13 protein-coding genes are annotated in these 12,957 nt (G+C 61.9%); 1 reads left to right on the top strand and 12 read right to left on the bottom strand.

What is annotated here, in order from left to right; genetic code table 11:
• Nucleotides 1–29 precede the first annotated feature (29 nt).
• From AC3IX1_RS13935 to AC3IX1_RS13880, 12 genes are all read right to left on the bottom strand, one after another.
• On the bottom strand, nt 30–752 hold the full coding sequence (locus AC3IX1_RS13935; RefSeq protein ID WP_489388655.1) for an amino acid ABC transporter ATP-binding protein: 723 nt from the start codon (nt 750–752) through the stop codon (nt 30–32).
• On the bottom strand, nt 745–1,395 hold the full coding sequence (locus AC3IX1_RS13930) for an amino acid ABC transporter permease (protein ID WP_414873032.1): 651 nt from the start codon (nt 1,393–1,395) through the stop codon (nt 745–747). The genes AC3IX1_RS13935 and AC3IX1_RS13930 overlap by 8 nt, the downstream gene beginning before the upstream one ends.
• Nucleotides 1,396–1,405: 10 nt before the next feature.
• Complete coding sequence (locus tag AC3IX1_RS13925) at nt 1,406–2,071, bottom strand: amino acid ABC transporter permease (protein WP_489388654.1); 666 nt, start codon at nt 2,069–2,071, stop codon at nt 1,406–1,408.
• Nucleotides 2,064–3,842, bottom strand: a complete 1,779-nt coding sequence (gene lhpI, locus AC3IX1_RS13920; protein ID WP_489388653.1) for a cis-3-hydroxy-L-proline dehydratase — start codon at nt 3,840–3,842, stop codon at nt 2,064–2,066. The genes AC3IX1_RS13925 and lhpI overlap by 8 nt, the downstream gene beginning before the upstream one ends.
• A gap of 10 nt (nt 3,843–3,852) precedes the next feature.
• The gene (locus tag AC3IX1_RS13915; protein WP_046042020.1) at nt 3,853–4,671 is read right to left on the bottom strand and encodes an ABC transporter substrate-binding protein; all 819 of its coding nucleotides are present in this window, start codon (nt 4,669–4,671) and stop codon (nt 3,853–3,855) included.
• A 329-nt stretch (nt 4,672–5,000) separates the two neighbouring features.
• Nucleotides 5,001–5,750 carry an AraC family transcriptional regulator gene (locus tag AC3IX1_RS13910; RefSeq protein ID WP_056724741.1) on the bottom strand — a complete coding sequence of 250 codons (750 nt, stop codon included), beginning with the start codon at nt 5,748–5,750 and terminating at the stop codon, nt 5,001–5,003.
• A gap of 74 nt (nt 5,751–5,824) precedes the next feature.
• Nucleotides 5,825–7,081, bottom strand: a complete 1,257-nt coding sequence (locus AC3IX1_RS13905) for an FAD-dependent oxidoreductase (RefSeq protein ID WP_489388652.1) — start codon at nt 7,079–7,081, stop codon at nt 5,825–5,827.
• A complete protein-coding gene (locus tag AC3IX1_RS13900; RefSeq protein WP_489388651.1) occupies nt 7,078–7,314 on the bottom strand; it encodes a 2Fe-2S iron-sulfur cluster-binding protein in 237 nt (78 codons plus the stop codon). Before AC3IX1_RS13900 ends, AC3IX1_RS13905 begins: the two co-directional genes overlap by 4 nt.
• Complete coding sequence (locus AC3IX1_RS13895) at nt 7,307–8,422, bottom strand: NAD(P)/FAD-dependent oxidoreductase (protein WP_489388650.1); 1,116 nt, start codon at nt 8,420–8,422, stop codon at nt 7,307–7,309. Before AC3IX1_RS13895 ends, AC3IX1_RS13900 begins: the two co-directional genes overlap by 8 nt.
• Nucleotides 8,419–9,351, bottom strand: coding sequence for a 4-hydroxyproline epimerase (locus AC3IX1_RS13890; RefSeq protein ID WP_489388649.1), 933 nt, complete (start codon nt 9,349–9,351; stop codon nt 8,419–8,421). Before AC3IX1_RS13890 ends, AC3IX1_RS13895 begins: the two co-directional genes overlap by 4 nt.
• Before the next feature lie 114 nt (nt 9,352–9,465).
• Entirely contained in the window at nt 9,466–10,149 is a 684-nt protein-coding gene (locus AC3IX1_RS13885) for a GntR family transcriptional regulator (RefSeq protein ID WP_489388648.1), read from the bottom strand.
• A 150-nt stretch (nt 10,150–10,299) separates the two neighbouring features.
• Nucleotides 10,300–11,214 carry a LysR family transcriptional regulator gene (locus AC3IX1_RS13880; protein ID WP_095942189.1) on the bottom strand — a complete coding sequence of 305 codons (915 nt, stop codon included), beginning with the start codon at nt 11,212–11,214 and terminating at the stop codon, nt 10,300–10,302.
• Nucleotides 11,215–11,484: 270 nt separating this feature from the next.
• Between AC3IX1_RS13880 and AC3IX1_RS13875 the strand changes: the two genes are divergently transcribed.
• Nucleotides 11,485–12,507, top strand: coding sequence for a zinc-dependent alcohol dehydrogenase family protein (locus AC3IX1_RS13875; protein WP_489388647.1), 1,023 nt, complete (start codon nt 11,485–11,487; stop codon nt 12,505–12,507).
• Nucleotides 12,508–12,957 lie beyond the last annotated feature (450 nt).

The following is a 12,957-nucleotide window of genomic DNA, read 5'->3' as shown; positions in this document are numbered from 1 at the left end:
AGCTCCTACAGGATTGCTTTGGCCTTGGGTTATTTCACTGATTTCAGAAACTCTGCAGTCTCCGCACGCACCGGATTGCCAATCACCTGATCCGGCGTCCCGATCTCATGCACCAGGCCATTGCGGAAAAACGCCACACGGTCGGACACGTCCCGGGCAAAGCGGATCTCGTGGGTCACCAAGACCATGGTCATGCCGTCTTCGGCGAGCATGCGCATGGTGTCCAGCACTTCACCGACCAACTGCGGGTCGAGGGCCGAGGTGGCTTCGTCAAACAGCATGTAGTCCGGTGACATGGCCAGGGCGCGGGCGATGGCCATGCGTTGTTGCTGTCCACCGGACAGCTTGCCAGGGAAGGTCTTGAGCTTGTCGCCCAGACCGACGTGGGTCAGTTGCTTCACCGCTAGCTCTTGCGCTTCAGCCTTGCTTTTGCCCAGCACTTTGCGCGGCGCGAGCATGACGTTTTCCAGCACCGTCAGGTGCGGGAAGGCATTCCATTGCTGGAACACAATGCCGATTTTCTGCCGCAGGCGATTGAGGTCGGTGGCGCTGTGATGGACCTCGACGCCGTCAACGCGGATGTTGCCTTTCTGGATCGGTTCCAGGCCGTTGATGCACATCAGCAAGGTCGATTTGCCGGAGCCGGAGCCGCCGATGATCGACACCACTTCGCCCTTGTTCACCGTCAGGTTGACGCCCTTGACCACTTCGAGGTTGCCGAAGGATTTATGTACGTTGTCGATCTCAATCATTTTCTTGCCACCTTCTTTCCAGACGAGCGCCCAGGCGTGCGACCACCAGGCTCATGACGTAGTAGATAAGGCCCGCGATGCACAGCACCAGCAACGGTTCCTGGATGCGGGTGACGATGGTTTGCGAGGCGCGCAGCAGTTCGACGATGCCGATCCACATCACCAGCGCGGTGTCTTTCATTACACCGAGCACCAGGTTCAGCCAGCCGGGGAACGCTACTCGGGTGGCCATCGGCAGGACGATCCAGCGCAAGTCCTGCAAGAAGCTCAGCCCCAACGAACGGCTGGCCCGGCGCACGGTGAACGGCACCGCCAGCACGCCGGCACGCACGATCTCGGTGAAGTACGCCGCGGCGTAAACCCCCAATACAATGCAGCCGACGCTAAAGGCGCTGATGTTCAAACCGATGATGCTTTTGAGTGAGTTGAACAGTACGAACTGGATCAGCAACGGCACGCTGCGAAACACATCCAGCACCCAGGCCAACGGCAGGCTGGCCCGTGGCAACAAGGCCCGCAGCAAGCCGAAGAACAACCCGGCCAAGGAGCCGAGAATGATCGACCAGAACGTCAGTTGCATCGTGACCCACGCACCGTTGAGCAGGAACATCAGGTCATTCGAGGAAAAATCGGTGGAAAACATGGACAGCTCCTCAGTAACGGAACAACCGCCAGGCCATCAGCCGGGCTGCCGCGACGATCGCCTTGGCAATCAAGTAATACAGCACCGCTGCGATGGCGAAGTACTCGAAGGTGCGGAAGGTTTTGACGTTGTATTCCTGGGTCACACCGGTCAGGTCATTGTTTAGCCCGACGATCACCCCCAGCGACGTCATCAACACCGCCCAGACCATCTGATTGGTCAGCGGGTAGAACACGATCCGCAGCAGTTGCGGGACGATGATCATGCGGTAGGCCTGGAAGGCACTCATGCCGAGTGAACGCGCCGCACGCACCTGGGTGTCAGGCACGGCCTTGAGGCCGCCGCGAAAGTTCTCCGCCAGATACCCGGCATTGTTGAAAGTGATCCCGGCCAGCAGGGCGAACCAGGAACTGACGTGCAGGTTCAGCGAGCCGAGGCCGAAGTAGAGGATGTAGATCTGGAACAGCGACGGGGTGTTGCGGGCAATCGATACCCAACCGTTGCTGAACCCGCGCAGTAATGGGTGTTTGGCCTCGCGCATCACCGTCAGGGCCAGGGCGATCAGCACGCCGAAGATCATCGACAGCGCGGCGGTTTCGAAGGTGACGATGGCACCGGCAAGCATGTCCGGCAGGGCGCGCAGGGCGGCGCGCCATTGGAAGCTGTAGTCAAACATGCGCAGGGCTCTCCAGTAGGGCAGCAGGTTGTAACCAGGCCGGCAAACGTCCGCTGGCCGTTGCGGTGCAGGCCGCATCGACGCATTCGGCAAGGCTGGCGAAGTGCACCTTGCGGCCGACCAGGCCCGGTGCGTAGTGGGCGTATTTGCCCGAGTTGGTCATCAGGGTTTTAGCCGCCAGGGGGATTACGGGTTCGCCGAGCATGCACCAGCAGGTGTCGGTGACCAGGGTCGCGCCAAACGCTTGGATCACGGCGATGTGCCCGGCCTCGCGGGCCTGCTCCAACACGGCACGGCCGCAGGTGATGGCAAGCACCACATCCGGGTGTCTTTGTCGTCCCCGGCACAGTCGCGCCAGGTGAGCGAACTCGCTGAGGGAAAAGTGCGGGTTACCCAGCGACACCACATCCACCCGGTTATCGCGAGCACTGTTGAGTTCGCGCCAACTCGACAGCAGGTCCTTCAGGCGGATTTTTTCCACGGCAATGGCAGTGTCCGCATCCAGCACCTGCGCCGGGTCAATGGCCTCCGGGGTGACCCCGGCGATGTGGAACAGTGGCGCCGAAGAGGTGGTGGCGAAGGCCGCGCCAAAGGCTTTGAGGTCGTCCAGGCTCGGCTTGCGTTTTTCCAGTCCCAGCACCAGCGGCACGCGACTGCCGGCCAGGGCACCAATGTGGTAACCCAGCAGCGGGTAGAAGGCATCGTCCAGTTCACCGAGGGCAGGCAACTCGAGCTGCAACCGGGCCTTGCGTTGCGCGTCCAGGTGGCAGCCGATCAGCGGGGCGCGACCGGTGAGGGCGATGCAGATGTCCAGGTAATCCGGGTATTTCAGGGTGCGTGCACCGAGCACGCTGTTGGCGTAGACCACTGCGTTGGATTCGGCCCAGACGATTTGCTCGCCAGCCTTCGGTGCAGTGTCGAGCAGGTACGGCGCACAGGTGAAACTGAGCTGTGCGCCCATCGCCATATAGGCATCGCCCAAGGCACTGGCCGGTTCACCCAGTGCCGGGTCGATACCCAGTTCGCGCCAACGGCGCTGGTCGACGGAAATTGAATTGAGGGTGGTGGGCACTCGCACTTTTGCACCCCATTGCACCAGTTGCCCGGCAAAGCGCAGGCTCGCCGGGCCGGTGTAAATGCAGCCGTCGATGTGTGCTTGTGTGACATCCACCAAGTGCTCGGCACCCTGCAGTTCGGCCATACGCAGGACGATCTGCATGGCCATTTGCGCGGCCTTGCCATGCCGGCCATCGAGCAGCGCCCGATCGTGCTCGGTGAGCCTGATCGAGGCGGTGCTGTCAGTGTTTGGTAAAGGGCTGTCGAGCGCCTGCCAGGCGTCGCCCGGCAGGTGATCGAACAGGCTCAGCGTTGTATTTTCGACCCGGGCGAAGGCCTGGCCGCGCAAGGCGGCGAAGGCCTCCCGACCGATGCACAGCACCGGCAGGGAACGGGCAAAAATGGTCTGCGCCACGAGCACGCCCAAGGTCAGGATCTCGTCGGCTTCGGCCAGCACCAATGCCACCGGTGCATGGCCGTTGCTGATCAGTTCCATCAACACACTGCTGCCGGTGCACGAGCCGCGACCACTGGGAATCGCCAGCACGCGGCCGGCCAGGTGTTGGCCGCTGAGCGGGTGATGGCGGTCGATGACTTCACCCGTGCAGGGATCGACTCCGCCCCAGAAGCTCAAGCCGACATCGGCAAACAGCAGGGCGCCTTGCGCGGCACCCGCCACCAGGCTGCGCCCGGTCAGAGAAATTGGCCTAGGCATGCCGGACATCTCAGTAGTAGACCTGAGGCACGGTCAGGTTGGTCGGCGGGATCTCGGTGCCGACCCATTTAACGAACAGCTCCTTGTAGCGACCGGTGCGCACCTGTTGGTTGACGAACAGGTTGAGGTAGTTGAGCAGGCCGAACTCGCTGCGCTTGGCACCCAGGGACACGTAGTCGATGACGTACGGGGCGTTACCGGCGACTTTCAGGTTTTTGTATTTGCCCGACTTGAGGGTGGCGGCGGCCACGGTGTTGGTGACCACAGTGGCATCGATGTGGCCTTGGGCGACGGCTAGCAGGGTATCGCTCTGCGACTGGTAGGCTCGGAAACTGCCCGAGCCCCAGTTCTTCACGTCTTTCTCCAGGGCGATGGCCTCATAGGTGCCGCTGGTGTTGCCCACTGCTTTGCCCTTGAGGTCGTCGAAGCCGTTGATGCCGGTGTCGTCGCGGGTCAGCACCACCATCTGGAAGGCAAAGTAGGGCACGGTGAGGCCAACGGTCTTGGCGCGTTCGAGGGTGTCGGAGGTGGACGCGACGATCACGTCAGCCCGCCCGGAGACCAGTGCCGGAATGCGATCCGGGAACGGCGTTTCCACCACTTCGGCCTCGACCCCGAGGATCTTCGCCAGGTCGCGGCAATAGTCCACATCGAAGCCTGCCGGCGAGTTGCTGGCATCGCGAAAGCCCATGGGCGGGAAGTCCAGGGTCACGGCGCAGCGCAGCTTGCCCGAACCGATGATGTCGTCGAGCTTGTCGGCCTGGGCAGTGGCGATGAAGGAGGTACTGAGAACAGCGCTGAGGGCTACGGCAAATGCGGGGTTTTTCATAGAGGCCTCGTTGATGTGAAGTGCTGTTGAATATCGTATTGGTAATTTCGTATACGATATTAACAATAGCAATCAACGTGCCCGATTCCAGTTCTGACGGTGAATAAATCGTCAGGCCTTGAAGTAGAGGTCTTGCGGGGGAGCAACGGGCGGGAGAGTGGAAGCCTGGGCAAACGATGGCAGTGTTACAGATGGGAGCAATGGGTGTGTGGGCGCACCTTTAAGGAACACGGGCAGGTGAGAGGTGCGTGCCTGTTTATCGGTTCATTGCGGGTTTTGTGGTGGATGGGCTGGCGATGAGGCCCGGAAGAACACTCTTCATCGCCCGCCTAACGCTGATTATCGCGATACTGACTCGGCGACAAACTGGTCAGCGCCCGAAACTGCCGGCTAAAAGCACTGTGGTCGGTATACCCGCAGCGCAAGGCAATCTCGGTGATCGGCAACCCGGTGTGCAGTAACAACCGCGAACCTTCTTCCAGGCGCGCCTTGTGAATCATTTGCCGTGGGGTGAGCTGGAACACCCGTTTGCAGTGCCGCTCCAATTGCGCCACGGAATAGCCAGCGATGGCGGTCAGTTCGGCGAGGCTGATGGAGCGGGCGAAGTGGCGGCGGATGTGGGCATCCACGGCGGCGAGTTTCTGGAACGCCGGATGGTTCGACTGCGGCGATTGCAGGTCGCGGGAGATACCGGCCAGGCCCACGATTCGACCCTGTTCATCCTTCAAGGCGAGTTTGTGGGTCAGGCACCAGATCGGCTGATTGCCATAATACAAATGCAGCTCCAGCTGATCGGCCAGTTCGCGACCGCTGGACAGCACTCGCCGATCCTGCTCGGTGTACAGCGGACCGAAGCGTTCCGGGAAGACCATTTCGGCGGTGCGCCCCAGCAGCTCGTCCCTGTGTTTGAAACCACAACGCCGGGCCAGGGTCTGGTTGACGAAGGCGTAGCGGGCCTCGCCGTCCTTGATGAAAAACACCACGTCCGACAGGGTATCGAGCAACGGCGCGATGGGCTGAAGGCTGTTCAGCAGCGTCGGCAAATCGCAAGGTTTAAAGGTGGTGAGCGAGGGATACATGGCGCTGGGGGTCTGAGGGTGACCCCCGGGATCATAGAGACTCGGCAGCGTGGCCGAAACCCCTGGCGTGGTCATCACGCTGGCGGGGTATCGTCCAGGGACATCAAGGTTTCGATCCGCGCCGGGCTGAAGGGTGGGCGCGGTGCTGAGGGCTGCCAACCAAACAAAAGCTGCACTGCGCCGCCACACACCCGGCCCTGGCAGGCGCCCATGCCGCAGCGACTGGCGAGTTTGGCTTCGCGCCAGTCAGAGTGACCGGTCAATGCCGCGTAGGGCACGTCCTCGCAGCGGCAAACCAGGGTGTCGGGTTGGGCCAGGGACTTGAGTCGCGGGTCGAGGGCGAACGCGCTGTTCAGCGCCTTGGCGAAACCCTGCCAGCGCGCCCGGCGCGGCCACAATTGCCTGGCTGCTTGCAGATTGCCGACCGCAGCGTGGCCGGCAATCGCACCTTCCACCAAGGCCAGCTCACTGCCGCCGAACCCTGTGCATTCGCCCGCCGCATAATGATCGGCGCGGTTGCTGGCCTGCCAGGCATCCACCGCGATGGCTTGATCTTCGATGGCGCAACCCAGTGCCTGACCCAACTGGATATTCGGAATCAATCCGAAACCACAGGCCAGTCGATCACATTCCAGTTCGACGATGTTGCCTTGTTGCTGCAGGCGCACGCCTTCCACTCGGTCGGTGCCGAGCGCGGCCAATACGTGGGTGGCGGTGCGGTAGTGGTGGTCGAACAGACTGAACGATTGCAGCCATTTGCCGGGCCAGCGCGGCAATTGCGCGACGAAACCGGCGACGGCGCTACGGCTGGCTTGTTCGGCGATGCGTTGCACTTGCGCGCCATGCTGTTTGGCGGTGGCGGCACTGGCCAGTAACAGCGGGCCGCTGCCGGCGATCACCACGCGCTCGTTCTGCACCGGCAAACCGGCCTTGATCAGCGCCTGCAAACCACCCGCACCGGTGACACCCGGCAGGGTCCAGCCGGGGAAGGGCAGCAGCAATTCACGGGCGCCGGTGCACAGAATCAGTTTGTCGTAGCTGATCAACCAGCCATGGTCGTCATCTTCCACCAGCAGTTGTTTCGCGCCGGGGGCGGCGATCACCCGAGTACCGGCGTGATGGCGGATGTTGTTGCACGACGCCAGACGCTCGCGCAGGCGCCGGGCCTGGCCGGGCACGTTGGCTTGAGGTCCGTCGCGCCAGATTTGCCCGCCCGGCAGCGGGTTGTCGTCGAGCATGACAATGCGGGCGCCACTGGGGGCGGCGGCAAGGGCGGCGCTCATCCCGGCAGGGCCAGCGCCAATGATCAACAGATCAGCGTATTCATTCATGGGCGAGTCTCCACCTGCATGCCGTCACGGCACAGGCTCTGGCAAGCCAGGCGACGCCGGCCATCGATGGTCACCCGGCATTCCTGACAAATGCCCATGCCGCACAGCGGCGCACGGCGCTGACCGCTGACCGAGGTGCGGGTACAGCCATCACTGGCCAACGCCAGGGCAGCGGCGACGCTGGTGCCTTCGGCGACTTTCAGGGCGTGGCCGTCCAGCAACAATTCAGGCATAGACCGGTTCTCCGAGAAAACGCTGGGGCAGATAAGGTTGTGCGGCCAGTGGCGGGGTTTCGTTGAACAGTTGCGCCACCAATAAATCGGCGGTGCCGGGGGCGGTGGTTACGCCCAGTCCTTCGTGACCGACTGCCAGCCACAAGCCTTGACGTTGTGGATGTTGGCCCACCAGCGGCAAGCCGTCGGGGCTGGCGGCGCGCAAACCGGTCCAGGCACGGATGCCATTGAGCCGGGCCAGCCCCGGCATGTACTCGGCGGCACGCTTGAGCATTTTCGCGAGCATCCAGCCTTCGACCTGCGGGTCGGTGGTGCCGAATTGCCGCGAGGCGCCGATGAACAGTTGCCCGGTGGGGCGCGGCTGGATATTGCAGGCGGTCGACGGCCCCGTGGCGTTGTGGGCACTGGTGACGTAACCCAGTTCCACCAGCGTATGGGTAACGCTGCCGGGGTAGCGGTCAGTGATCAGCAAGTGGCCTTTTTTCGGCTCGATGGGCAATTCCGGGCACAGCTCGTTGGCTTGAATACCGTTGGCCAACACCACGGCATCGGCACTCAACCAGTGACCATCATCGAGGCAGACGCGGTTGCCATCGACCGCACTGACCCGTGCCCGGCGCTGGCGGATGTTCGGAGTTTCGAGCATCCATCCGGCCGTCGCCGGGGCGTAGAGAATGCCGTCGCCATTGATCAGCAAGCCGCCCTCCAATCCTTCGCTCAGTTCCTGTTCGCGCTGGCGCAGGGCACTGGCGCCGATCAGTTCGCAAGCCACGCCATGGGCTTGCAGGTTCAGGAATTTGCTGTGGGCCACCGCCATTTCTTCGGCATTCGCCGCCAGCCACAGCGTGCCGTTGCAGCGGTAGGCACAGCTGTCGGGCAGGTCCGCGCCCAGTTCGCGCCAGCGCTGCAACGAATATTGACTCAGGGCCAGTTCGGCGGGGTTGTCGTCGAGTACCAGCAAGTGACCCATGCCGGCGGCCGTGGCGCCGTGCAGGCCGGCGTCCAGCACCAGCACCTGCAAGCCGCGACGGGCCAGCGCCTGGGCACAGGCGGCGCCGATAATGCCGGCGCCGATCACGATCACATCGGCCACCTGGCCCTCGTTCATGGACGAATGCCCCAGGCGAACGGGTCATCCTGTTCGATGATCAGGCTCGCCTCGGCACTGATGAACGCGCGACCACGAATGGTCGGCACGATGCGCTCACCCTGCAGTTCGTAGGAACCCTCGAACTCGCTGCCGATGACGCTGGCCTGGCGCCAGATCTGCCCCGGTTGCAACTTGTCGTCGGCCGCCAGGCATGCCAGTTTGGCACTGGTGCCGGTGCCGCAGGGCGAACGGTCATAGGCTTTGCCGGGGCAGAGCACGAAGTTGCGGCTGTCGGCGTGATCGTCATCGGCGAACAACTCGACGTGATCGATCAAGCCGCCGTCTTCACCGCGAATGCCTTGGGCTTCCAGTGCTTGCTGCACGGCGAAGGTGTAAGCGGTCAGCGCTTCGAGGTTGTCGCCGGCCACCCGCAGGCCATGCTCGGCGATCAGGAAAAACCAGTTGCCGCCCCAAGCGATATCACCGACCACTTGGCCGATGCCCGGCGCCTGCACCACCAGCGCCTTGCGATAACGGTAGGCCGGCACGTTGCGCACGCTCACCGAATGGTCTTCGTGCAGGGTTGCCTGCACCGTACCGACTGGCGTCTCTATGCTGTGCACGCCGGGGCCGATCTTGCCCAGGTGCGCCAACGACGCCACCAGGCCGATGGTGCCGTGGCCGCACATGCCCAGATAACCGGTGTTGTTGAAGAAAATCACCCCGGCGCAGGCGCCAGGGTCCACCGGCGTGCAGAGCAGGGCGCCCACCAGCACGTCACTGCCCCGTGGTTCCAGCATACAGGCGGCGCGCCATTGGTCATGCTGTTCGGCTAATACCTTGCGCCGTTCGGCCATGCTGCCGGTGCCCAGGTCAGGAAAGCCGGCGGTCACCAGGCGGGTCGGTTCGCCGCCGGTGTGGGAGTCGATCACAGAGATGCGATTCATGGGAGGGCCACGTCCATTCGGTTGAGTGAACGCAAGAGTGGCCCGTGCGGCGGGGTGTCGGCTTGATGGATTTAGTCTGTGTCGATGACGAAATCGGCACAGCATCCGCAACTGTCAGTGGGTGTGGGGCAGGTGCTCGAACAGGGTCGTGCAGACGCCGGCAATGTGCTCGTCCAGAAGCTTCACCGCCAGGTCCACATCCCCGGCGCGGCAGGCCGCCAGGATCTCACGGTGTTCGTGATCGGCCCGTTCCTTACCGGCCGACAAGCTCATCTGCATGCGTAGATAACGCTCCAGCTTGTCGTTGACCGAACGGATCAGACTCACCAGAAACGGTCGCTGCGCCGGCTCGTACAGGCAGGAATGCAGCTCCCAGTTGAGCTCGGCCCAGCGCCCCACGTCGTCCTCGCCGACGAACTCCTGGCAGATGCGCTCGGCACGGGCGAAGGTCTCTTCGGTCATGTTCGGAATGGCCAGGCGCAGAATCTTGTCTTCCAGCAACATCCGCACTTCGAACATCTGCGCCAGTTCCGCATCGGAAACCCGCGTGACCATCGCCCCGCGATTGCGCTGGAACATCACCAACCCTTCGGCCTCCAGCCGCTTGAGGGCTTCGCGCACCGGGATCTTGCTGACATTGAACTGGCGGGCGATGTCGTCCTGGCGGATCGGCTCATCCTCGGCAAAATGCCCGGCGACAATTGCATCCCGCAGATGGCGGGTGATGATTTCCGAAGTCGAAGGCGTGTTGCCAAGGTCGGGTGCGTTGAGTTTTGGTAGGTTCACGGCGGCAATCATTTGGAGTGAGATAGCGCTAGGGTATACGAAATTCTTTTGCTGATCTTCCCCGGTTCGACGTCGATGCACCCGATGTCGGTCATGCAACCCTCTACAACAAAACGGGCGCCTGTCAAGGCGCCCGTTTTCATTCAGGCCTGCGCCGCGTTCTCAGAGGCTATCCGGATCCCCGAAAAACATCTGAATCCGCGAGCGCAACCAGCGTTCACCCGGATCATTATCCTGCGATCCGCGCCAGGCCATATGCAGTTCGAAACTGCGCACCGGCAACGGCGGATCTTCGGCCCGCACACCGCCAGCGGCAGTCAGCGCATCGGCGGTGTAATCCGGCACCGTCGCCACGATGTCAGTGCCCGCGAGCAGGGTACTCAACCCGTTGAACTGCGGCACGGCCAGCACCACATGACGCTTGCGCCCGAGTTTTTCCAGTTCTTCGTCAATAAAGCCGCTGAGGTCGCCGGCGAACGACACCAGCGCATGGGGGCGGGCACAGTAATCGTCCAGGCTCAACGGCCCCGGCACGGTGTCGGCGCGCAACAGCTTCGGCTGGCTGCGGCGCAGTACCTTGCGCTTGGCGTTGGCCGGCAGGTCGGTGGTGTAGCTGACACCGATGGATATCTCGCCGGATGCCAGCAACCCCGGCATCAGGATGTAGTTGACCCTGCGCACCACCAGCACGATCCCCGGCGATTCGGCACGCAGGCGCTTGAGCAGCATGGGCAGCAAGGCGAACTCGACGTCGTCCGAAAGGCCGATGCGGAACACGGCGGTACTTGTGGCAGGATCGAACTCGGCCGCACGGCTGACGGCGGTGGAAATCGAATCCAGTGCCGGCGAGAGCAGGGCGAAGATCTCGACCGCCCTGGCGGACGGCTCCATGCTGCGGCCGGTACGCACGAACAAAGGATCATCGAACAACCCGCGCAGGCGCGAGAGCGCCGCACTGATGGCGGGTTGGCCAAGGAACAGTTTTTCCGCAGCACGGGTCACGCTGCGTTCGTGCATCAATGTTTCGAAAACGATCAACAGGTTCAGGTCGACACGACGCAGGTCATTACGATTCATCTGGAGTCCTGGCAGAGTCAGCAAACTTGACGTGGGCGGCCATATGAGAACAATGGCCAGCAGGAATATTACGGGGAAAGGCTGGTACTCTGCACCGGGTAATTCAGTTTTTCCTACATAGGCTGCTTCGGTTTCTTACGACATTTGACGATGTTGCCGCCGCTGCGGAATCAATGACAGGCATGTCGACTATTAATAGCCACTGATAGTGTTGGGTTGAAAGCCCAGCTAGAGTTCAAGGCATTAGAGGTTCATTTGGCGAGGTTTGCGATGTCCCGCACGATCCGTTTTCACAAGTTTGGTCCTGCCGAGGTGCTCAAATGCGAAGAGCATGCGACGGCTCTGCCTGCACCGGGCGAAGTGCAGGTGCGCGTCGAGGCGATCGGCATCAGCTGGTATGACACTCTCTGGCGCCAGAACCTGGCCTCGTCCCATGCCCGTCTGCCGTCAGGCCTTGGCCAGGAGATGGCCGGTATCGTCACCGCTGTCGGTGATGGCGTCGATGACCTGGAAGTCGGTGACAAGGTCGCCAGCTTTCCGGCCCAAAGCCCGAACGACTACCCGGTCTACGGTGAGCTGATCGTTCTGCCACGCTCGGCGGTCACCCGTTATCCGGATGTGCTCAGCCCGATTGAAGCCAGCGTGCACTACACGCCGTTGTTGATCGCCTATTTCGCCTATGCCGATCTGGCACGGGTCAAACCCGGGCAATTCGCCCTGGTGACTGACGCGAGTCATTGCGCCGGACCTTCGTTCGTACAACTGGGCAAAGCCTTGGGTGTTCGAGTGATCGCCGCGACAAAGACCGCGGAGGAACGTGAATATCTGCTGTCGCTGGGTGCCGAGAAAGTGATCGTCACCGAGGAAGAAGATCTGCTGATGCGGATCAACAAGATCACCGATAACCGCGGCGTGGACGTGGTGTTCGATGGTTTGGGCGGTCCGCAGATGTCGTTGCTGGGCGATGTACTGGCACCTCGCGGCAGCCTGGTGCTGTACGGCCTGCAAGGTGGCAACCAGACGCCTTTCCCGGCCTGCGCAGCGTTCCAGAAGAACATTCAGTTCTTCGTCCACTGCATCGGCAACTTCACGGGCAAGCCGGAACTGGGTATCACCCAGGACCAGGCCGCACTGCAACGTGCCTTGCGCGACATCAATCAGCTGACCGCCGACCGCGTGCTGCTGCCGCTCAAGACTCGGGTCTTCCCGTTTGCCGAGTTTGTCGAAGCACACCGCTACATGGACGAATGCCCGTGTCGTGAACGGGTTGCGCTGCAGGTCGAACCGGCCTGACACTCACCCGACAGCCCTCCCAAGAGTCCGTGCCCGCACGGACTCTTTCGTTTGTACCCCCAAAAATCGTCGATCCGCAGGCCGGTCCAGCAACTGAACTGGTTTTTGCCCGTAATCTGTAGCTTCTAATCAGCCACTAAGCCCTGATAATTGAATGATTACTTTCATCTCAAGGAATGAGTCATGGCTGGGTGTCAGGCTGGAACTTTTAACTGTGCGCCATCGGTGCAAATCTCCAAATTAGTTGGTTGTTGTTTAGTTGCCAAAAAGACAGCGACAACTCCCTTCCTTATTTCTTGTGTTAAGTGTCTGTGGGACTTTGTCGGACATTTCCTAGGACTCTGGTTTAAAACGAACAAACCCTTGCCAGTCGGGCGCTCCAGCTTCGTCTTTGTCGTTAAAACGAGGGGGTGTTGCGATCGTTTCAAATGATTTCAAGAAAATTCAAGT

The organism is Pseudomonas sp. KH_046_2 (genome assembly GCF_057838985.1).
Note: the sequence above shows the minus strand (reverse complement) of the source record. Positions and strands in the feature narration are given on the sequence as shown.

What these genes read in the sequence shown, in the direction of transcription:
- AC3IX1_RS13925 (WP_489388654.1), bottom strand. Translation starts at nt 2,071, where the DNA reads ATGTTTGACTACAGCTTCCAATGGCGCGCCGCCCTGCGCGCCCTGCCG.
- AC3IX1_RS13910 (WP_056724741.1), bottom strand. Translation starts at nt 5,750, where the DNA reads ATGTATCCCTCGCTCACCACCTTTAAACCTTGCGATTTGCCGACGCTG.
- AC3IX1_RS13915 (WP_046042020.1), bottom strand. Translation starts at nt 4,671, where the DNA reads ATGAAAAACCCCGCATTTGCCGTAGCCCTCAGCGCTGTTCTCAGTACC.
- AC3IX1_RS13895 (WP_489388650.1), bottom strand. Translation starts at nt 8,422, where the DNA reads ATGAACGAGGGCCAGGTGGCCGATGTGATCGTGATCGGCGCCGGCATT.
- AC3IX1_RS13900 (WP_489388651.1), bottom strand. Translation starts at nt 7,314, where the DNA reads ATGCCTGAATTGTTGCTGGACGGCCACGCCCTGAAAGTCGCCGAAGGC.
- AC3IX1_RS13880 (WP_095942189.1), bottom strand. Translation starts at nt 11,214, where the DNA reads ATGAATCGTAATGACCTGCGTCGTGTCGACCTGAACCTGTTGATCGTT.
- lhpI (WP_489388653.1), bottom strand. Translation starts at nt 3,842, where the DNA reads ATGCCTAGGCCAATTTCTCTGACCGGGCGCAGCCTGGTGGCGGGTGCC.
- AC3IX1_RS13930 (WP_414873032.1), bottom strand. Translation starts at nt 1,395, where the DNA reads ATGTTTTCCACCGATTTTTCCTCGAATGACCTGATGTTCCTGCTCAAC.
- AC3IX1_RS13890 (WP_489388649.1), bottom strand. Translation starts at nt 9,351, where the DNA reads ATGAATCGCATCTCTGTGATCGACTCCCACACCGGCGGCGAACCGACC.
- AC3IX1_RS13905 (WP_489388652.1), bottom strand. Translation starts at nt 7,081, where the DNA reads ATGAATGAATACGCTGATCTGTTGATCATTGGCGCTGGCCCTGCCGGG.
- AC3IX1_RS13935 (WP_489388655.1), bottom strand. Translation starts at nt 752, where the DNA reads ATGATTGAGATCGACAACGTACATAAATCCTTCGGCAACCTCGAAGTG.
- AC3IX1_RS13885 (WP_489388648.1), bottom strand. Translation starts at nt 10,149, where the DNA reads ATGATTGCCGCCGTGAACCTACCAAAACTCAACGCACCCGACCTTGGC.
- AC3IX1_RS13875 (WP_489388647.1), top strand. Translation starts at nt 11,485, where the DNA reads ATGTCCCGCACGATCCGTTTTCACAAGTTTGGTCCTGCCGAGGTGCTC.